This window comes from Sporosarcina ureae DSM 2281, from assembly GCF_000425545.1.
GTDB lineage: Bacteria > Bacillota > Bacilli > Bacillales_A > Planococcaceae > Sporosarcina > Sporosarcina ureae.
On record NZ_AUDQ01000002.1, the window covers coordinates 234957 to 255152 of the forward strand.

The 20196-nt window shown below is 42.1% G+C and carries 17 protein-coding genes and 1 other annotated feature; of the genes, 13 read left to right on the forward strand and 4 right to left on the reverse strand.

Annotated features, from left to right (window positions below; genetic code table 11):
• Positions 1 to 40 precede the first annotated feature (40 nt).
• From H605_RS0103525 to cydC, 4 genes are read left to right on the forward strand one after another with little or no spacing between them, the layout of a single operon-like run.
• Positions 41 to 1444 (forward strand): cytochrome ubiquinol oxidase subunit I, encoded by a 1404-nt coding sequence (locus H605_RS0103525; protein ID WP_029052930.1) that lies wholly within the window; start codon positions 41 to 43, stop codon positions 1442 to 1444.
• Positions 1431 to 2447, forward strand: coding sequence for a cytochrome d ubiquinol oxidase subunit II (gene cydB / locus H605_RS0103530; protein ID WP_029052931.1), 1017 nt, complete (start codon positions 1431 to 1433; stop codon positions 2445 to 2447). The genes H605_RS0103525 and cydB overlap by 14 nt, the downstream gene beginning before the upstream one ends.
• Complete coding sequence (gene cydD / locus H605_RS0103535) at positions 2447 to 4168, forward strand: thiol reductant ABC exporter subunit CydD (protein ID WP_029052932.1); 1722 nt, start codon at positions 2447 to 2449, stop codon at positions 4166 to 4168. The genes cydB and cydD overlap by 1 nt, the downstream gene beginning before the upstream one ends.
• Positions 4165 to 5892 carry a thiol reductant ABC exporter subunit CydC gene (gene cydC / locus H605_RS0103540; RefSeq protein ID WP_029052933.1) on the forward strand — a complete coding sequence of 576 codons (1728 nt, stop codon included), beginning with the start codon at positions 4165 to 4167 and terminating at the stop codon, positions 5890 to 5892. Before cydD ends, cydC begins: the two co-directional genes overlap by 4 nt.
• Positions 5893 to 6393: 501 nt before the next feature.
• On the opposite strand, the gene asd is transcribed toward cydC, so the two are convergent.
• A complete protein-coding gene (asd, locus tag H605_RS0103545; RefSeq protein WP_029052934.1) occupies positions 6394 to 7173 on the reverse strand; it encodes an archaetidylserine decarboxylase in 780 nt (259 codons plus the stop codon).
• A gap of 56 nt (positions 7174 to 7229) precedes the next feature.
• Here asd and pssA point away from each other — a divergent pair, with 56 nt between their 5' ends.
• The 3 genes from pssA to recQ all read left to right on the forward strand — a co-directional run bounded on the left by pssA (position 7230) and on the right by recQ (position 10092).
• Positions 7230 to 7763 (forward strand): CDP-diacylglycerol--serine O-phosphatidyltransferase, encoded by a 534-nt coding sequence (pssA, locus tag H605_RS0103550; protein ID WP_029052935.1) that lies wholly within the window; start codon positions 7230 to 7232, stop codon positions 7761 to 7763.
• A 107-nt stretch (positions 7764 to 7870) separates the two neighbouring features.
• Positions 7871 to 8290: a hemerythrin domain-containing protein gene (locus tag H605_RS0103555; RefSeq protein ID WP_029052936.1), complete on the forward strand. Its 420-nt coding sequence runs from the start codon at positions 7871 to 7873 to the stop codon at positions 8288 to 8290.
• 29 nt (positions 8291 to 8319) lie between these two features.
• Positions 8320 to 10092, forward strand: a complete 1773-nt coding sequence (gene recQ, locus H605_RS0103560; protein WP_029052937.1) for a DNA helicase RecQ — start codon at positions 8320 to 8322, stop codon at positions 10090 to 10092.
• A 230-nt stretch (positions 10093 to 10322) separates the two neighbouring features.
• Here the strand turns inward: recQ and H605_RS0103565 are convergent, their stop codons facing one another.
• Complete coding sequence (locus H605_RS0103565) at positions 10323 to 11489, reverse strand: MFS transporter (RefSeq protein ID WP_029052938.1); 1167 nt, start codon at positions 11487 to 11489, stop codon at positions 10323 to 10325.
• A gap of 156 nt (positions 11490 to 11645) precedes the next feature.
• Positions 11646 to 12803, reverse strand: coding sequence for an IS200/IS605 family element RNA-guided endonuclease TnpB (gene tnpB / locus H605_RS0103570; protein WP_029052939.1), 1158 nt, complete (start codon positions 12801 to 12803; stop codon positions 11646 to 11648).
• Positions 12804 to 13029: 226 nt separating this feature from the next.
• Here tnpB and H605_RS0103575 point away from each other — a divergent pair, with 226 nt between their 5' ends.
• The 5 genes from H605_RS0103575 (at position 13030) to H605_RS0103595 (ending at position 18674) form a co-directional block, all read left to right on the forward strand.
• On the forward strand, positions 13030 to 14016 hold the full coding sequence (locus H605_RS0103575) for a diaminopimelate dehydrogenase (protein WP_029052940.1): 987 nt from the start codon (positions 13030 to 13032) through the stop codon (positions 14014 to 14016).
• Between the two features lie 47 nt (positions 14017 to 14063).
• On the forward strand, positions 14064 to 15149 hold the full coding sequence (locus H605_RS0103580; RefSeq protein ID WP_029052941.1) for a M42 family metallopeptidase: 1086 nt from the start codon (positions 14064 to 14066) through the stop codon (positions 15147 to 15149).
• 148 nt (positions 15150 to 15297) lie between these two features.
• Positions 15298 to 16263 carry an ornithine carbamoyltransferase gene (gene argF, locus H605_RS0103585; RefSeq protein ID WP_037561529.1) on the forward strand — a complete coding sequence of 322 codons (966 nt, stop codon included), beginning with the start codon at positions 15298 to 15300 and terminating at the stop codon, positions 16261 to 16263.
• A gap of 105 nt (positions 16264 to 16368) precedes the next feature.
• On the forward strand, positions 16369 to 16827 hold the full coding sequence (locus tag H605_RS0103590) for a small multi-drug export protein (protein ID WP_029052943.1): 459 nt from the start codon (positions 16369 to 16371) through the stop codon (positions 16825 to 16827).
• Between the two features lie 224 nt (positions 16828 to 17051).
• Positions 17052 to 18674, forward strand: a complete 1623-nt coding sequence (locus H605_RS0103595; RefSeq protein WP_029052944.1) for a long-chain fatty acid--CoA ligase — start codon at positions 17052 to 17054, stop codon at positions 18672 to 18674.
• A 141-nt stretch (positions 18675 to 18815) separates the two neighbouring features.
• Here the strand turns inward: H605_RS0103595 and sspI are convergent, their stop codons facing one another.
• Positions 18816 to 19031: a small acid-soluble spore protein SspI gene (gene sspI / locus H605_RS0103600; RefSeq protein WP_029052945.1), complete on the reverse strand. Its 216-nt coding sequence runs from the start codon at positions 19029 to 19031 to the stop codon at positions 18816 to 18818.
• Positions 19032 to 19113: 82 nt separating this feature from the next.
• On the opposite strand from sspI, the gene H605_RS0103605 reads away from it, so the two are divergent.
• A complete protein-coding gene (locus H605_RS0103605; RefSeq protein WP_029052946.1) occupies positions 19114 to 19884 on the forward strand; it encodes a TrmH family RNA methyltransferase in 771 nt (256 codons plus the stop codon).
• A 53-nt stretch (positions 19885 to 19937) separates the two neighbouring features.
• Positions 19938 to 20175 (forward strand) — a binding site (T-box leader).
• Positions 20176 to 20196 lie beyond the last annotated feature (21 nt).

Sequence of the window (20196 nt, forward strand, 5' to 3'; positions counted from 1 at the left end):
GGTAGTAGAAAGACAGTTCGAAAGGAGATCAACAAAAATGTTGGAAGAAGTCTTATTAGCGAGAATCCAATTCGCATCTACTACATTGTTCCATTTCATTTTCGTCCCTTTGTCCATCGGCCTAGCACTGATTATAGCGATCATGCAAACGATGTATGTAGTGAAGAAAGATGAAATCTACTTGAAAATGACGAAATTCTGGAGTGTGTTTTTCCTGATCAACTTCGCGATCGGTGTAGTGACTGGAATCATTCAAGAGTTTCAATTTGGAATGAACTGGTCGGCTTACTCTAGATTTGTTGGAGACATCTTTGGTGCTCCACTAGCTGTTGAAGCTTTACTAGCATTTTTCTTGGAATCTACGTTTATCGGAATTTGGATCTTCGGTTGGAATAAGCTACCGAAGAAATTACATTTAGCTTGTATTTGGTTAGTATCTATTGGGACGGTCATGTCCGCATTCTGGATATTGGCAGCTAACTCGTTCATGCAAAATCCAACAGGCTATGTATTACAAAACGGCCGTGCGGAAATGAATGACGTAGTAGCCTTGCTGATGAATGAAAAATTATGGGTCGCGTTCCCACATACGATTTTCGGCAGTTTTGCTACTGGTTCATTCTTCGTAGTCGGTGTCAGCGCGTGGTATTTGATTAAGAAACGAAAAGTAGACTTCTTTAAAAAGTCTTTGACGATTTCATTAGTCGTCGGTATGTTGTCAGGTCTTGGTATTGCGTTTACAGGTCACGCACAAGCTCAATACTTGATGCATGCACAACCAATGAAGATGGCTGCAGCAGAAGCGCTATGGGAAGATAGTGGAGATCCGGCTGCATGGACATTGTTCGCAAAGATTGACGTGGAAAATCGAGAGACAACTAAACGACTTGATATACCTTATATGTTGAGTTATTTAACATACAGTGAGTTTAAAGGGAAAGTACAAGGTATGAACGCATTGGAACAACAAATGATTGAAAAGCATGGGGAAGGGGAATATCTTCCACCTGTTAAAACGACATTCTGGAGCTTCCGTATAATGGTTGTTACAGGCGGTACACTACTTGGATTAGGTGCACTTGGTTTATTCCTAATGTTCCGAAAGAAAATTATGGAGTCCGTTTGGTTCTTACGACTTCTAATAGTGGGGATTTTCCTACCGTTTATAGGAAACTCATTTGGTTGGATTATGTCTGAAATGGGACGGCAGCCATGGGTAGTAAATGGCTTAATGAAAACAGCTGATGGAATTTCACCGAACGTCTCAGCAGGGCAGATTCTATTTTCACTTATTTCGTTTTCTACCATCTATACGATTCTCGGTATCATCATGGTCGTATTGTTCGTGAAATTCATCCAGCGTGGTCCGGAAGAACAGCCAGAAGAGGATGTATCGGCAACAGATCCGTTTGAAACAGGAGGTGCAGGACATGCCATTAAGTGATATTTGGTTCATATTGATCGCTGTCCTATTCATAGGGTTTATCTTCTTAGAAGGATTTGACTTCGGTGTCGGGATGAGTACGAAGTTCTTAGCACGTAATGATTTGGAAAAACGAGTTGTCATGAATACAATTGGACCCGTTTGGGATGCTAATGAAGTATGGTTGATTACTGCGGGTGGTGCGATGTTCGCTGCATTCCCACACTGGTATGCGACCGCTTTTAGTGGTTTCTATTTACCATTTGTTGTCTTGTTGCTAGCCTTCATCATACGAGGTGTAGCATTCGAGTTTCGTAATAAGGTCGATTCGAAAGCTTGGGTCAAGACATGGGACTGGGCGGTGTTCATCGGTAGTATCTTACCTCCATTCCTATTTGGCGTATTCTTCACGAGCTTAATTCGTGGATTACCGATTGATGGAGATATGAACATGTATGCAAGCTTTACGGATTTTATAAATGTCTACACAGTTATTGGTGGTGTGACATTTGTTCTGTTATCGTATCTGCATGGTTTGCTGTTTATCGGCTTGAAAACTGTAGACGACTTACGAGAGCGTGCAAATGCAGCAGCACGTAAAGTGTACGCATTGACTGGTGTATTCCTCGTATTATTTATCATCTTTACGTATTTGGATACAGATGCCTTTACAGATCATGGAGCTATTTTGATTCCGATGTATGGTTTGGTGGTTGTATTATACGGATTACTGTTCTTCTTCTTGAAAACAAAACGAGAAGGACTGAGCTTTACGATGACTGGTCTAGTGTTAATCATTGTCATGGCAAGCTTTTTCATCGCGCTATTCCCGAATGTGATGATCAGCTCAATGGATCCTGCATTTAATATGTCGATTGCAGATGCGGCTTCAGGAGACTATTCATTGAAGATCATGACAATCGTAGCGTTTACTATGGTGCCAATCGTTTTGGCGTATACAATTTGGAGTTATTACGTGTTCCGTAAACGGTTGACAGGTGATAAGGAGCATCTAGAATACTAATGGATAAATACTTGCTTCAATACAAAGGAAGTAAACAAGTGATGGTGTTGATTGGACTACTTACTGTAGTTCAATCCATCGCCATTGTGATTCAAGCGATCTTTTTAGCGAAAGCCATTACACAATTGTTCCAAGGTGCAGACTGGAGTGAAGCACTTCGGTCATTTGTGATTTTTGTCGTAGCAAACAGTCTACGTCATGTGATCCAATGGGCGAAGGAACGTATTTCGTATCGCTTTGCCGATCTAACAGCAAAGGATTATGAGCAACAATTATTGAAGAAGATTTTTGATCTTGGTCCTCAAGTAGTTGGGAAATATGGTTCTGGACATTTGGTAACACTTGGTTTAGAAGGTGTCCCGAAGTTTAGAAAGTATGTAGAATTGCTTATACCACGGACGTTAGCGATGGCTATTGTTCCGTTTGTCATTGTGGTATATGTCTTTACTCTAGATATTATGTCGGCTGTGACACTTATTATAGTTTTGCCAATTCTGATCATTTTCCTAATTCTGATCGGACTCGTTTCTAAGAAGAAAATTGATGAACAGATGGATACGTACCGCTTACTCTCACGGCACTTTGTCGATTCATTACGGGGAATTGTGACACTGAAATACTTAGGGCGTAGCCGAGCGCATGAGCAATCCATTGCTATAGTCAGTAATAAATATCGTATTGCGACGAATCGATCGTTGCGCTATGCGTTTCTATCTTCGTTTTCACTGGATTTCTTTGCAAGTCTTTCTGTAGCGGTAGTGGCGGTTGAACTTGGTTTGCGATTGATTAATGGACAAATTCTTCTTGAACCGTCTCTTGCTATTTTGATTCTGGCGCCAGAATTTTTCTCGCCTGTTAGAGAGTTAGGGAATGACTTCCATGCGACAGCTGACGGCAAGGATGCAAGCTTACAAATCCACAGTATCTTAGAAGAGGAAACAGTTGTTCATCCAGTGATGGTTTCACCGATTGCTGCTTGGAACGACGTGTCGAAGATAGAATTACGCAATGTCGAAGTCAAAATTAATGAACAAACAATTTTTGAAGGTTTGGATTTAGAGTTACAAGGATTCACAAAAGTAGGCGTCATTGGTCATTCAGGAGCAGGGAAATCAACACTTATTGATGTCTTATCAGGTTTCACACTACCGACTGATGGAAGTTGCATACTGGATGGAAAAGTAGTACCGCACCTAGCGACCGCTGATTGGCAAAAACAAATTGCCTATATTCCACAACATCCTACGATTTTCCCGGATACTGTCATGGGAAATATTCGCTTTTATGAACCAGATGCTACATTGCAGGAAGTACAAGAGGCGGCGGAGCGTGTGGGTCTTGATCAGTTGATCGCAACATTCCCGGCAGGTTATGAAGAACGGATCGGAGCGGGTGGAAGAGTTCTGAGCGGCGGAGAAGAACAGCGGATTGCGCTCGCTCGTTCGTTACTACAACGTCGTCAAATTTTATTATTCGATGAGCCAACCGCACATTTGGATATTGAAACAGAGCATGAATTAAAGCAAATGATGTTACCGCTTCTAGAAGATAAACTCGTGGTGTTTGCTACCCATCGCATTCATTGGATGCAGGAAATGGATACCATTGTAGTACTAGAAAATGGTAAAGTGGTGGAAACGGGCTCTCACGAACAATTATTGCACAAAGACGGAGCCTACTGTCGTTTACTTGAAGCGCGTGGAAGGGGGCATGCTGTATGAACTTGTACCAACAACATATACTTCCCTATGCCCGTAAATATAATAAAACGATACTATCGACTATACTGCTTGGAACACTGACAATACTTTCTGCTGCGATGTTGACCTTTACATCTGGATATTTAATATCCCGTACATCGGAAAGGCCTGAAACAATATTACTCGTTTATATTCCGATTGTGGCAGTTCGGACATTTGGTATTTCGCGTGCTGCCTTACGATATGTAGAGCGTCTGCTCGGCCACAATGCGGTATTGAAAATTATTGCCGATATGCGGGTGCAGCTTTATCACGTACTGGAGCCGCAAGCATTATTCATTCGTTCGCGTTTTCAAACGGGAGATTTACTTGGTGCACTAGCGGATGATATTGAACATTTACAGGATGTGTATATCCGTACGCTGTTTCCTACGGTCATCGGTTTATTCTTATTCAGTTTTTCTGTAATTGTATTGGCTGTTTATGATTGGAAATTCGCGCTCATTATGGCCTTGTTACTAGCGATCGTGACGTTTGTTTATCCAATGCTTTCACTCTATATGATGAAGAAAAATCAGCTACAATCGAAAAAACTTCACAGTCAATTGTATAATACGATGACAGAAGGTATTTTTGGTTTGCGAGATTGGATCATTAGCGGCAGAAAAGAACAATTTCTAGCTTCATTTAGAGAGGAAAGTCATGCGAGTCATGCCGTTGATAAAAAACTAGCGTATTGGCAACAATCTCGTACGATGCAATTGCAAATTTTTTCTGGACTACTGGTCTTAGTCGTCGGTATTTGGGCAGGACAGCAAGCCGCAACTGGTTCGTTGGCACCCACGTATATCGCAGCATTTACATTGGTTACGCTGCCGATTTTAGAAGGCTTGATACCTGTTTCATTCGCGATCGAACGTTTACCTGCTTATGAAGCTTCTTTACAGAGAATTGACACTATTCATCAGCAAAACACTGCAGAGGAACAAATCGCAATGGAGCTAGGTAGTGTAGATGAAGCTTTTATAGTTCTCGACAATGTCAGTTATCGTTATGAAGGCCAGGAAGAAAATGCGGTACAGAATATTTCGCTTGCGATTCAACCAGGCGAAAAAGTTGCAGTACTTGGAAAGAGCGGCGCAGGAAAATCCACTCTTATACAGTTATTAGTAGGCACTGTGCAGCCGACAAGCGGACAAGTACATGTCAATGAACGATCTGCATCTCTTTATGGAGACTCTATTTATGAAATCATGAGCGTCTTGAATCAAAAGCCTTATCTTTTTGCCACAACAGTTCTGAATAACATAAAACTTGGCGACGCATCGGCTACTTTAGAAGACGTACAATTGGTAGCTGAACAAGTCGGTTTGTATGAGTATTTGAAATTACTTCCTGAAGGTTTGAACACTCAAATGGAAGAAACAGGACAACGCTTCTCGGGTGGAGAGCGTCAACGGATTGCACTGGCACGAATTTTATTGAAACAAACGCCAGTTGTCATTTTGGATGAGCCAACTGTTGGATTGGATCCAGTAACAGAGCACTCTCTTGTAGAAACACTTCATCACTCTCTAGAAGGTAAAACGGTCGTATGGATTACGCATCACTTAATGGGCATGGAGAAAATGGATCGTATTATTTTCATGGATCATGGTGAAGTCATTATGAACGGGACACATAAAGAGTTATTAGCTACGAATGAGAGGTATCGTCAGTTGTATGCATTGGATCAAGGTATATAATCTGATTACATTTTAGTGCCTATCATAAACAGGTTATAAAAAACGACGATGTCATTTCTTTAACAGAGAAGACATCGTCGTTTTAGTTTCTGGATATAGAGAATCGGCTAAGCTCGTTGTTTTCATCTCACTATCGCCTAGAAAGCAGGTAGATGTATGAAATAGCCGAGTAGCAAGCAAATTGCAGTTGAAACGATTACGCCGGGTGTAGCAAACGAGACATATCGTTTATCCCGCTCATCTCTGGAACAAAGTATCCGAATGTCACCGTCCAGGAGCCATAGATCATAAACCATCGCTTAATCTTGTGCATATGATGTGGCGTAAGGAATAAGTAATTTCCAACACGATGAATCAATGGTTTACAAGTTTTCTGCCAATCATATAAGTAAACAATGTGCCGACCATAACTCCAGATAGTGTGAAAACAATTGTGAATACAAACTGGAATGTACTTGCTGAAGTTAAATAACCGGCGAATGCTACACGCACTTCATCTACTTATGATTGCCACTTTCCGATCCTATCACCAACTTGAACTTCTGTAAAAGGCACTTCTTCTGGCTTGAATGCGTCATTCTGTTCAATGAATAAAATAACAGTAGATCCAAATGCAAAATGACCAAAATCTTGACCTTTTACACAAGTAGTTTCAGAATTCGCAATGCGGACACTGTTTACATTTAAGGCACCAACCTTGACGATTGCTACTTGTCCAAAGTCAGTTGAGAGTTCCGAAATGACTCGATGGTTGGAAGAAAATACGTCGTTACGCATACGAATTCCTAAATTATTTACCGGATACGAGGTAGAACCTAATGCATAGCGATTTACTAGCGTTCCGGAAATAGGATAATGGAAATGATGATAATGTCTGGGAGAAAGATAGAATAGATAATAATAGCCATTCGTATAGCGAGAGGCTTTATCTGCGTCACCAAGCAGTGAAGCTAGACTGTATGTTTTATCTTTCACACAAAATTGTTGTTGTGTATCGATAATGCCAGAGTCGCTCAACACACCGTCAACTGGAGAGATTAAAGTCTTTGGATTGCTATCAATCAATCTTTTGCCAGTTTGTAATGAACGAGTAAAGAAGGCATTGAGACTAGTATATTGTTCAATTGGGTATTCTGCTTCGTCTATTTGAATATGATAGAACGACGCAAAAGGCTTAATTAGCGGTTTGCTAATGCGTGAGGTAGTTACTTGTTTAAGCAAAGCGGAACTGACTGGTGACCCGGTTAATTCAACAAATGATTTAAAAATACGTGTTTTCATCTTTTCTTCCTTTCATTAAAAGCATATACTAAAGAAGTGTACGAGGAGGCTGAAACTTGTTTTCATTTAGATATTTTGATTATACTAAACTCAAATCCCAATTGGCGAATATCATAACACTTTTTAATTTGTGTTTAGGGATTATAGCGATTTTACTTGTGCTTCAAGGTCATGCACATATGAGTTTGATGTTCATATTCTTCGCTGCATTATTTGATCGGTTCGACGGAATGGTAGCTAGGCATTATCATGCAGAGTCGGCATTTGGTAAAGAACTTGATTCACTCAGCGATTTAGTTTCATTCGGTGTAGCGCCTGCTATTCTACTCTATGACACCGCGTTGTCTGATACGATGTGGATTGGTTTGTCCGCTGTGATTTTTTATATTTTAGCAGGCGCAGTCCGTTTAGCCCGCTATAACGTAGAAGAGTTCGATGGTTCCTATTATGGCATGCCTATAACAGTAGCCGGTGTTTTACTTACCTTGAGTTATTTTGCAGTTCCGTATTTGATTGCACCTTACTTTGTGATTTATATGTGCATACTCGCATGGCTTATGGTTAGTCGGATTCGTATAGCGAAAGTGTGAAAAGTGTCTTACAGAGAATGATTCTGTGAGGCTCTTTTCATTGTATGAAGCTGTCACTGACTCAAGAATTCTGTTATGCTTAAGGAAAACTAGAAGGAGTGGTCCGTATGTCAGGTCCCGCATTAAGACAGCTTCATTCACATAGAGCGATTCATGAAGGTGGTCTTTCTGGAGCCATCATGAAAACAGATGAGCTAATAGAATATGTAGAGCAAGGTGAAACAGAAATGGCTCAGCAAACTTGCGATCATTTACTAGATTATTGGAAGACGCGTGTTATTAGTCATGCGGATGCCGAAGAAGAAGGATTTTATAAACAAGTAATGGAAGACAAGCCTGAGCTGGAGCGAGATATTATCCAGCTAACACGCGACCATGATTTGATGCGAATACTCGTTACAGACATTGAGGCGTTACGTGAGGGAGATCCAACCGTGACAACTGAAATTATGCAGAAATTTAACGGTTTGATTGTAGTGAATGAATTACATAGCCGAGAAGAAGAGCGCTTATTATTTCAATCATAAAAACTAATGACGTAGGGAAGGGGGTGGCGATCATTCAAAATCCATTAGATATATTGGATAAGTATTTTGGTTATTCAGCATTTCGAGAAGGGCAGCAACGAGTGATTGATCAAGTCTTACAAGGTGATGACTCACTTTGCGTAATGCCGACAGGTGGCGGTAAGTCAGTCTGTTATCAAGTACCAGCATTGGCGATGGACGGAACTGTTCTTGTCATTTCGCCGCTGATTTCCTTGATGAAGGACCAAGTCGATGCATTGCATCAGTTGGGTATACCGGCGGCGTATATTAATAGTACGCTATCTTCAGAAGAATACTTTGGCACAATGGATAATGCGCTCGAAGGAAAGTATAAGCTGTTGTATGTTGCTCCTGAGCGACTGGATTCCGAATCCTTTCTCAACCAATTGCAAAAAATGACGATTCCCCTGATTGCAATTGATGAAGCGCATTGTATTTCGCAATGGGGACATGATTTCCGTCCAAGTTACCGAAATATCCACCGTATTTTTGATTACTTGAATAACCGTCCTATTATTCTTGCACTGACCGCCACGGCTACGCCTGAGGTACAGGATGATATATGCCAGCAATTACACATACCTCCTGTTAGCCGTGTTGTCACGGGCTTTGAACGGAGTAATCTAATATTCTCAGTGGTCAAAGCTCAAAATCGGGATCAATTCGTTAAAGAGTACACGCGGAAAAACAAAAATGAGGCAGGAATTATCTATGCTGCGACTAGAAAAGCAGTCGAGCAAGTATATTTATTGCTTGAGAAAAACGGTATTCCAGTTGCGAAATATCATGCAGGATTACCGGACTATGAACGCCAACAGCAACAAGACCGGTTCATCATGGAGGACGCACGCGTGATGGTCGCAACTAACGCGTTTGGTATGGGGATCGATAAATCCAATATTCGCTACGTCATTCATTATCAAATGCCGAAGAATATGGAAAGTTATTATCAGGAAGCTGGAAGAGCAGGGCGTGATGGGCTCGACAGTGACTGCTATTTGCTATTCTCTTCGCAAGACGTCTTGACACAACGCTTCCTCATCGAACAGTCTCCGGATCCTTCCCGTGTATCGAATGAAATCAAAAAGATGCAAGTGATGGTAGATTACTGCCATACGGAAGGCTGTCTGCAAAAACATATCATCAAGTATTTTGGCGAAGATGATGTCGAAGATTGTGGTCGTTGCGGTAACTGCACCGACACGCGCGAACAGTTTGATGTAACAGTTGATACACAAAAAGTGCTTTCCTGTGTGATTCGTATGGGGCAACGGTTCGGTAAGACGATGGTTGCGCAAGTGCTGACAGGATCGAGAAACAAGAAGCTCAAAGAATTGAACTTTGATGAGCTATCGACATATGGATTGATGAAAGGACGCAATGCCAAAGACGTGGCAGATTTCATCGAATTTTTGATTTCAAAGAATTACCTACAAGTTGAAAGTGGACCGTACCCGACTATTTTTGTTAGTGAAGACGGGAAAGATGTCTTACTAGGAAAAGTAAAAGTCTGGCGTAAAGGCGAGATGGTAACAACCGTCGTCGCTAAAGACGATCCGTTATTCAACGAACTACGAGCGATGCGCTTGAAACTGGCACAAGAAGCAGGTGTCCCGCCATTCGTTATTTTCTCGGACAAGACATTGCGGGATATGGTAGCCAAAATGCCTGCCACTAATGAAGAGCTATTGACCGTACAAGGGGTAGGCGAAACAAAGCTTGAACGGTATGGGGAAGTATTCCTCGATATTATCGATTCGTTTTCTACACAGCAGGCGTAAAATAGGAGATGTCCAGAAAGTCGTAAAGCAACGACTTCCTGTGGCATCTTCTTTTTTGTTTCTGGATTCCTTTGGCGGAAGGCATCCCCAGCTAGAGCTTCGATTTTCTCATACTCACTGCCTAACTGGCTTGGTCATAAACACTACATTCAAGACCTTACACCACACAAAAAGGTATGCCCGTTGACGTCATGTGACCTCGATGGACATACCTATTCGCATAAAATATATTAAGCAGGTCGATTATACTCTGTGGGCCGGGTATCTTTTCGCAGACCGATTAATGTGAAAATGGCCGCGATCAACAGAATGGCACTTGCCAGCATAAAGGCATGATGGAATTCCAAGTCCAATATACCGATAGCGCTGGATCCTATTACAACGCCAAAGGAGAAGAACGCATAGAAGAATCCGTACGCTTTCCCTCTAGTTTCGGGTTCCGTGGAATCAATAAGCAACGAGTTGATAGAAGGAAACAAGAAGGCGAATCCAGTTCCATAGACCACCATCGCCAACATCATCCATGATAGATCGTCAACTTGTGATAAGAACAACATACTGCCACTCATCAAAAACAAGCCGATTGCCAACGTGACCATCGGACGGGCGATATCAAAAATACGGTTGATTGGCAAAACGAAAATCAACACAGCGACTAGGCCGAAAATACTCAAGAGCATGCCAGTCGTTTTCGCATCAAACTGAAGATACTCTACTTTTAGTGGAAGTACTAATGCCAACACGCCTTGTGAGAACATCAGGAAGAACGCGCCAAGGAATGCCCGGATGATACCAGGATGACGGAAAAACGCTAACGGCTTTACCGCTTTTTGTTTTGCTGTCTTCACCTTTCTTACGTATGTAAAGGAACGTAAAAATATTACAGCGCCAATTGTCAGCAGAATCATGAAGACGCCATTAATCGCCATAATGGTCACGACGCTTGTCTTAACGGAAACGATTCCACTATACGCAGGTCCGAAAATAGCAGCAAGCCCAACAAACGCACCTGAGATCGCAGCATTTCTACCACGCTTGGAACGTTCGGAACCGTTAGCAAGAAACGTGAAGGCAGCTGGAATGATCAAACCTTCCGTCAAACCGTGTACAAATCGAATGCCGATTAATGAAACAGAACCAGAAATCAATCCATATGAGAACAACGACAAAGCCGACGTGAACAAACCAAATAATAGAATATAGAATGGACCTTTGCGATCTGTCAAAATACCTGAAATGATATTACCGAAAATATTAGCAAACGAGTAAATACCGACAGATAATCCGACGATGAAAGCGGAAGCACCGAGACCTGTAGCAAACGGACTTATGACTGGTAATTGTGAAAATAAATCAAAGAACGAGAAGAAAACAATTAGATAGACAAAAAAGCGCATAAAAGATCCCTACTTTACAAATAATTCAACTACTATCTATTTTACCATGAAACTTTTCGAATTGAACCGAACTGCTCAAAGTTGAACTACTCCCACTTTCACTGCGTTTAGAAGAGGGAGATTCCTAAGAATACCAGCGTAACCACTAGTTATGGATTAGGCGATCCCCGCAGTCCCTGCGGTTCGAAGTCTGATGGCTTCGTTTTTAAGGTTTATACTTGCGTTCAGATCTCGGTCATGATGGCATCTGCAATTCGGACAGTCCCATTCACGCAAGGCAAGATGCTTCACGTCTTGGTTTCTAGCCCCACATCCCGAACAAAGCTGGCTGGACGGGAATATTTTTCCAACGATTACCACGTGTTTGCCATACCATTTCGCCTTATATTCCAGCATAAAACGGAACTGCGACCAACTCACGTCGCTGAACGCTTTCGCCAATTGGGGATTTTTGAGCAGTTTCACTACTTGCAAATCCTCGATTCCGATGACATCGTGGTTTTTGATGATTTCGGTTGATCGTTTATGCAAGTAATCTTTTCTTTTATTGGCGATCGTTTCGTGGATGCGTGCGACTACGATCCGTTGTTTCTGATAATTTTTCGCGTCGCTCAATAGACACTTCCTCTTACGAGCCGATTCCTTCCGTCTTGAAAGAATCCGCTCTGCTTTCGCTAACTTTTTCTCCATCGAGCGAAAGGACTTTAAGTTTTCGCATACCGTTCCGTCTGACAAGACAGCGAAATCCTTCAATCCGACATCAATCCCAACTGCAGAGTTGGTCTTAGGCAGTTCGGATATTACGGTTTCCACCAGGACGGACACAAAATATTTTCCAGTGGCAGTACGTCGAATGGTCGCATTCATGATTCGTCCATCTACTTCTCGACTTTTGGCGAGCTTTACCCAACCGAGCTTAGGGAGTTTAATCGCATGGCCGACAATGGCGATATTACCGTTCGTTTGTTTGGTTGTGTACGATTGAACAGGATGATTTTTCGATTTAAAGCGTGGTATAGCATTTTGTTTGTTGAAAAACCTTGCAAAAGCGTCCGCTAGATTTTTCAAGGAAGACTGAAGAGCAATACTATCGACTTCATTCAGCCAAATCGTATCTTCTAGCTTTTTTAATTGCGTTAATTCAGCAGAACAGATGCCATATGAAAGCCCTTTGCCGGTTTCCTTAAAGGTGTGTTCCCACTTGTACAAGAAGTGATTAAAGACAAACCGGCTGCAGCCAATGGTTCTGGCAATCAACATCTGCTGTTCTTTCGTTGGATAGATTCGGAACCGAAACGCTTTGTGAATCAGCATGAAGTGCACCTCCATCATAGAGAATGTATGTTCCTATTGTAGCAGACTGGTACACTTTTTGGCTAGCGCCAACCGACATACATCTCCCGCTTACTCATAGGGCCGTGCCCAATTCATTCCTTGAAGCGGGAGTCTTCTGTCGGAAATAAGATAAATATTCGCAATCTATCATCCTTCGCGGTAAAATGAGAAACGTAAACAAGAAAGCAAAAGGGGATGAGTGATCTTGACGAAAGAAATTCGAGTAGGAATCGCTGGTTACGGTAATTTAGGACGTGGAGTAGAGTCGGCTATCAGTCAAAATAAAGATATGACGTTAGTTGGCGTATTCACGCGCAGAGAGCCTAAAGACGTACAATTACTATCAGAGCAAGTACCTGTTCATAAGCTGGACGAAATTGAATCATTTACAGAAGATATTGATGTATTGATTTTATGTGGTGGATCTAAAAATGACTTGCCAGAACAAGGGCCAGCACTTGCAAAACACTTTACAACAGTAGATAGTTTTGACACGCATGCGAAGATTCCAGAGTATTTCGCGGCAGTTGATGAAGTAGCTAAAGAGGCTGGAACTACAGCGATCATTTCTGTCGGATGGGATCCGGGGTTATTTTCGATCAATCGCTTAATGGGTGAATCCATTTTGCCTGAAGGTGAAACTTATACATTCTGGGGTAAAGGCTTAAGCCAAGGTCACTCCGATGCAGTCCGTCGTGTTGAAGGTGTGAAAGCAGGCGTTCAGTACACATTGCCGGCTGAGGACGCGATTAATCGTGTGCGTAACGGTGAGCATCCTGAGCTTTCGACAAAAGATAAACATACACGTGAATGTTATGTCGTTCTTGAAGAAGGAGCTAGTGCAGATCAAGTACGTGAAACGATTGTTACTATGCCTGACTACTTCGCAGATTACGATACGATCGTTCATTTTATTACGGAAGAAGAACTTCGTCTTGACCATGCGAAGATGCCACATGGCGGTTTCGTTATTCGAAGTGGCAACACGGGTAAGCACACAGATCAAGTTATAGAGTTTTCACTGAAATTAGATAGCAATCCCGAATTTACATCAAGTGTCCTAGTCGCATATGCAAGAGCGGCTTATAAATTGCAGCAAAAAGGCGATACTGGGGCGAAGACAGTTTATGATATAGCACCGGGTTTGTTATCGCCTAAATCACCTGCAGCTATTCGTAAAGAATTATTGTAATACCTAAAAGGTATTTTGGAATGTAGAATGAGGAGGCAAAACCTTTTATGAAACTAGATGAGACGTTAGAGATGCTAAAAGAATTAACAGATGCACGAGGAATTCCGGGCAATGAGCGCGAAGCACGTGATGTTATGACAAAGCACATCAAACCATATGCAGACGAAATCGATCATGACGGACTCGGTTCACTGATCGCTAGCAAAGAAGGCGATGCAAACGGGCCGAAGATTATGATTGCGGGACACTTGGATGAAGTAGGCTTCATGTTGACGAGAATCGATGATAAAGGCTTCATTTACTTTCAGACAGTAGGTGGCTGGTGGTCACAAGTTATGCTGGCACAACGCGTTTCTATCGTGACACGTTCAGGCGAGACGATTACTGGAGTGATTGGTTCAAAGCCACCACATATTTTGCCACTTGAAGCTCGTAAGAAACCTGTCGATATTAAAGACATGTTCATTGATGTAGGCGCAGAGTCAAAAGAAGAAGTTCTTTCATGGGGCGTTCTCCCAGGAGATATGATCGTACCGTATTTCGAATTCACGGTTATGAAAAATGAAAATTATTTGCTTGCAAAAGCATGGGATAATCGTATCGGCTGTGCCATCGCTATTGCAGTGATGAAGCAGTTGAAGGATGAAAAGCACCCGAACCGTTTGTTTAGTGTAGGGGCTATTCAAGAAGAAGTTGGTTTGCGTGGAGCGAAAACAGCGACGAATAAAATTCAGCCGGATATCGGTTTTGCAGTTGACGTAGGAATTGCAGGGGACACACCGGGCGTTACAGCAAAGGAATCTGTTGGTACAATGGGTGACGGTCCACAGATTTTGTTGTATGACGCTTCGATGGTCTCTCATAGAGGATTACGTAATTTCGTAGTCGATACAGCAGAAGAGCTAAATATTCCGTATCAATTTGCAACGATGTCCGGCGGCGGAACGGATGGTGGCTCCATCCACGTAAGCGGAACAGGAATCCCTACATTGGCTATTTGTATCCCAACTCGTTACATCCATAGTCATGCGGCAATGCTTCACTGTAAAGACTTTGAGAATACAGTTAAATTGTTAGTTGAAATTGTTAAGCGTCTGGACGCAGATGCAGTGAAAAACATTACATTCGAATAAACTCTACGATCCATTCAGCGGTGCCGAAAATGCATCGCTGTTTTTTAATGAAATAATATGAAAAGTTATAAAAATTCATTTGACTTCATAAATATACAATTGTATACTAGTTTATACACACTTCAAATGGATGGTAGGGGATCAACAAATGGTAAAGACAAATCAAACAACTACAAGTATAAACAAAGATAGTTTAAAAGGACGCGATTTTTTAACATTACTCGATTATTCTAGCGAGGAAATCGCGTATCTCATACAACTGGCATATGACATGAAGCAAGATACATTGGCAGGTAAGACACCGGCCATCTTAGCGGGTAAGACACTCGGCATGATATTTGAGAAAAACTCCACTCGTACCCGTATTTCATTCGACGTGGGCATGATTCAATTAGGCGGACATGGTCTGTTCATGAATGCACGTGATTTGCAGATTGGACGCGGAGAATCTGTTTCAGATACAGGGAAAGTATTATCCGAGTTTTTAGACGGTGTGATGATCCGTGCGAAATCTCATAAAATGGTGGAAGAGTTGGCAGAACATACTTCAGTTCCAATCATAAACGGATTGACTGATCTATTTCACCCGTGCCAAGCGATGGCGGATTTACTAACAATCAAAGAAGTGAAAGGCGATTTGAAAGGCTTAAAACTCTCTTACATTGGAGACGGGAACAACGTAGCACATTCATTAGTAATTGCTGGTGCGCATATGGGCATGCACGTTTCTGTGGCGACACCTAAAGGCTATGAATATCACTCAGGTTTGTTTGAAAAAGCGAAGAAAATTGCTGAGTCAACTGGTGGAAGCGTGACGTCGACGTACGATCCAATTGAGTCTGCCACAGATGCAGATGCAATTTATACGGATGTTTGGACAAGTATGGGGCAGGAAGAAGAAGCGGCAAAGCGTCTGGTCGATTTCGAAGATTTCCAGATCAATGATCAATTGGTCTGTCATGCGAAAAAAGATTATGTGTTCTTACATTGTCTGCCAGCACACCGTGAAGAAGAAGTTTCGACTTCCGTAATCGATGGTAATAACTCGTATGTATTCCAACAAGCAGGAAACCGTCTGCATGCACAAAAAGCGATTCTTGCATCTTTACTATAATCAATCGATGAACTGCTTTCCTTTTTATTTGGAAAGCAGTTTTTTTATGTTCTACTATCTATCGTTTGATATACTGAATGGAATCGAAATAGGGGAGGAAAATAGTTGATTACATATTTATTTGTATTTCTTGCAGGTGCAGCACCGGGATTTGAAGTATTGGTGGCGGTTCCTTTGGGGATTCTACGTGGTATGTCCATAGCGACTGCCGTTGTGGTTGGTTTTGCGGGAAACGCGTTAACTATAATACTTGAAATTATGGTTTTTCAGAAATTAAAAACATGGTGGGAAAGCAAAAAGAAAACCGACGGGAAAACTCCGTCAAAGCGTACAGCTCGTGCGGAGAAAATTTGGAAACGCTTTGGGATCCCGGGTCTAGCTTTGCTTGGACCCGTTCTGATTGGCTCTCATCTGGCAGCATTCCTCGCACTTGCTCTAGGCTCATCTAAATCGCAGACCGCCTTCTGGTTGCTTTTAAGCCTTGCTATTTGGTCTATTGTATTCGGCACACTAACTGTTTTTGGTGTAGATGCATTCTTTTGGACACGGCAAAAAATTGGATGAGCGATATACTACCGAATTGTATAGACAGAATAGTTTGATAATGTGTATACTATATTCAGAAAGTAACGTTAGTAAGTATTCATAGAGTTATTTGTTCGCGCATAGAGTACATCCTGAGAATCATTCCATCTGCGCATCGATTTCATTGAAATGAATAGTACATGCTTTGGAACATGCACGACGGATTGATAATTTCACTTCTAACGAAAGAGGAGCGGATGGATATGATGCAAACACCATTGATTCTATCTACATTTATCACACGGGCAGAACGGTTTTTTCCAAACAAGATGGTCATCTCGCGAACAGGAGAACAGTGTATACAGCGTTTCACGTATCGTGAATGGGCAAAAAGAACACGTAAACTATCGAATGCCCTGACACAGTTAGGAATGAAGCATGGAACGAAAGTTGGTACGTTTGCTTGGAATCATCACAGGCATTTAGAAGCTTATTTTGCGGTGCCTTGTACGGGTGCAATCCTTCATATGATCAACATTCGACTATCGCCTGAACATATTATGTATATTATTAATCACGCAGAAGACGAAATCTTGCTAGTGGATGCGGAGTTTTTCCCTCATCTTGAAAAAATGGCACCGATGTTAAAGTCGGTAAAACATTTTGTGATCATGGGGGACAGTAAAGATATCCCTGAGACTACATTAGAAAATGTGCATTCTTATGAAGCGCTGTTAGAAAGTGCGTCAGATGAGTACGACTATCCGCAAGATTTGGATGAAAATACTCCAGCTGGCCTGTGCTACACATCAGCTACGACAGGATTGCCAAAAGGCGTTATTTATACGCACCGGGGATTAGTTCTACAAAGTTATGCACTCGGATTATCGGATGCTATGGGTGTGTGTGAACGGGATATTGCCATGTCTGTTGTACCAATGTTTCACGTCAACGCATGGGGAATACCTTTCGCGGGTGTTTTCTACGGTACGACACAAGTCTTGCCGGGACCAGGGTTTAATCCGGCTGTACTTCTCGATTTAATTGAAAGCGAAAAGGTAACAATTACAGCAGGCGTTCCGACGATTTGGCTCGCTGTATTGAAAGAGTTGGAGCAGAGTCCACGAGACATTTCTTCTTTGCGTGGTATTGTCTGTGGTGGCTCGGCTTCGCCAAAAGGCTTAATACGTACATTTGAAGAGAAATACAAAGTGCCATTCATTGTCGGATATGGCATGACGGAAACCTCACCGCTTGTCAGTTTATCAGTGCTAACTTCTTCCATGGATAATTTGACAACAGATGAGAGGATCGATAGACGTGCGTTGCAAGGTCTGGTCATGCCGGGACTTGATATTCGTGTAGTCAATGAAAATGGAGAAGTACCGTGGGATGGCGAAACGATGGGAGAGTTGACTGTTAGAGGCCCATGGATTGCGAGTGAATATTATAAAGATGAGCGTACCGAAGAAGCATTTAAAGATGGTTGGCTATATACAGGAGATATTGCGGTGATGACAGAGGATGGCTATCTGAAGTTGACGGATCGTACGAAGGATCTGATCAAGAGTGGTGGCGAATGGATTTCTTCAGTCGATTTGGAGAACGCGTTGATGTCACATGATGATGTGTATGAGGCAGCGGTGATTGCAGTTCCGCATGAGAAATGGATGGAACGTCCGCTGGCTTGTGTGGTGTTGAACGAGAATGTGGCGGAGGATGACGCGAAGGTACAGGAGTTGAAAGATTCGCTAAAGGTGCAGTTTGCAAGTTGGTGGATTCCGGATGAAATTTTGTTTGTCAAGGAGATTCCTAAGACGTCTGTCGGAAAGTTTTTGAAGGCAGCTTTGCGTGATCAGTTGAAGGAGCACTATACGAAGAAGTAAAAGACACGCGAGTGCACCGTTTCCCTGCGGTCTACTAACATTTTTTTCTGAAAAGTGCGATGGTAAGAAAATATAGTTCAAAAGATAAACCCCTCACAGTTTAAATCAATGTGAAGGGTTTATCTTTTCTTTATTGGTCTTTTATTGTGCTTGTGCGAATGCTTCGGATAGTTCGTTGGTGATTTCTGCTTTTTCTTTTTCATCGGAACGTTTCCATAGTTGCTCGAAAAATACACCTAATCCTGGTAATAGGTGCTCTTCTCCTCGTTGTATGGCATCGTCAATTACACTTCGTACGTCAGTAGAGCTGTTGTTTGTCATGTTTGCTGAAATTGCATCGCGAATTTGAAAATTCATTTGTGCCAGCCTCCTTTAGTAGTATCTTTTCCACAAAAGTCGCTAAATATACGTTGATTTGATACACTGAAAAGAAAAAAGGATGTTCAGCCTCTTGAATAAACGAATTGAATCAACTCAGAACGCATTAGTCAAACATTGGAAGAAATTAGTTACGACTCGAAAGGAACGAGATCAGACGAAAGAGTTTGTTGTGGAAGGATTCCACCTTGTTGAAGAAGCTCTTAAACAACCGGATTCAGTAATTCAATTACTTGTGCGTGAAGATATTGAAATTCCCGCACATTGGACTACACCGATTATTGAACTGACAGCTGCAGTTGCTAAGGAAATTTCTGAAACAGAACAAACACAAGGTGTTTTTGCGTATTGTAGACAGCCTCAATACGAGGAAGCAGATCAGCATCAATGGAAGAAAGTGTTGCTAATTGATGCTGTACAGGATCCAGGAAATATCGGTACGATGATTCGCACCGCAGACGCGGCAGGTCTTGATGCGGTAATTTTAGGTAAGGGATGTGCAGATCCGTTCAACCCGAAAACGGTTCGCTCTGCGCAAGGTTCTCATTTCCACATTCCTGTAGTACGTGAAGAGTTGACTGTCTGGATAGATCGGTTGAAGACCCATCAGGTTCCAATCATCGGCACAGGTTTACAGCAAGCTGTTTCTCTGAACGAATTAGAAGCACAACCTTCATTTGCACTACTTGTAGGAAATGAAGGAAGTGGTGTCAATGGCGAACTATTGGCTCAAGCTGATCATGTAGTGAAAATTCCGTTATACGGTCAAGCTGAATCGCTGAATGTAGCAGTTGCAACTGGAATATTACTTTACACACTACGTCAGCCATGACATCGCTATTGAAGGCGTAAACGATTTACGGTATACTAGAAGACGAATGAAAGAAAATAGCAATGACCGGGAAAAGTAAATGGACAGACGCGTTATCAGGGATTTCACACCTTGACTGAAAGTGTGGAAAACGATACTCCATTGAAGTTCACCCCGCGAGCTGCACGCTCGGACCAGACATGTAAAGGCGTGCCGGCATAGGACCGTTATTCCAATTTAAGTGATTTTGTATCGTCGTTTTTTGATGCAAACTAATCAGGGTGGTACCGCGAAATCGACCTCGTCCCTTTTATAGGGGCGAGTTTTTTGTTT

Bases quoted from the DNA above. Each gene is read 5' to 3' on its own strand.
- asd (WP_029052934.1), bottom strand. From the start codon at position 7,173: ATGAAAACACGTATTTTTAAATCATTTGTTGAATTAACCGGGTCACCA.
- H605_RS0103555 (WP_029052936.1), top strand. From the start codon at position 7,871: ATGTCAGGTCCCGCATTAAGACAGCTTCATTCACATAGAGCGATTCAT.
- H605_RS0103580 (WP_029052941.1), top strand. From the start codon at position 14,064: ATGAAACTAGATGAGACGTTAGAGATGCTAAAAGAATTAACAGATGCA.
- sspI (WP_029052945.1), bottom strand. From the start codon at position 19,031: ATGAATTTTCAAATTCGCGATGCAATTTCAGCAAACATGACAAACAAC.
- argF (WP_037561529.1), top strand. From the start codon at position 15,298: ATGGTAAAGACAAATCAAACAACTACAAGTATAAACAAAGATAGTTTA.
- cydD (WP_029052932.1), top strand. From the start codon at position 2,447: ATGGATAAATACTTGCTTCAATACAAAGGAAGTAAACAAGTGATGGTG.
- H605_RS0103565 (WP_029052938.1), bottom strand. From the start codon at position 11,489: ATGCGCTTTTTTGTCTATCTAATTGTTTTCTTCTCGTTCTTTGATTTA.
- cydC (WP_029052933.1), top strand. From the start codon at position 4,165: ATGAACTTGTACCAACAACATATACTTCCCTATGCCCGTAAATATAAT.
- tnpB (WP_029052939.1), bottom strand. From the start codon at position 12,803: ATGCTGATTCACAAAGCGTTTCGGTTCCGAATCTATCCAACGAAAGAA.
- cydB (WP_029052931.1), top strand. From the start codon at position 1,431: ATGCCATTAAGTGATATTTGGTTCATATTGATCGCTGTCCTATTCATA.
- H605_RS0103605 (WP_029052946.1), top strand. From the start codon at position 19,114: ATGTTCAGCCTCTTGAATAAACGAATTGAATCAACTCAGAACGCATTA.
- H605_RS0103595 (WP_029052944.1), top strand. From the start codon at position 17,052: ATGATGCAAACACCATTGATTCTATCTACATTTATCACACGGGCAGAA.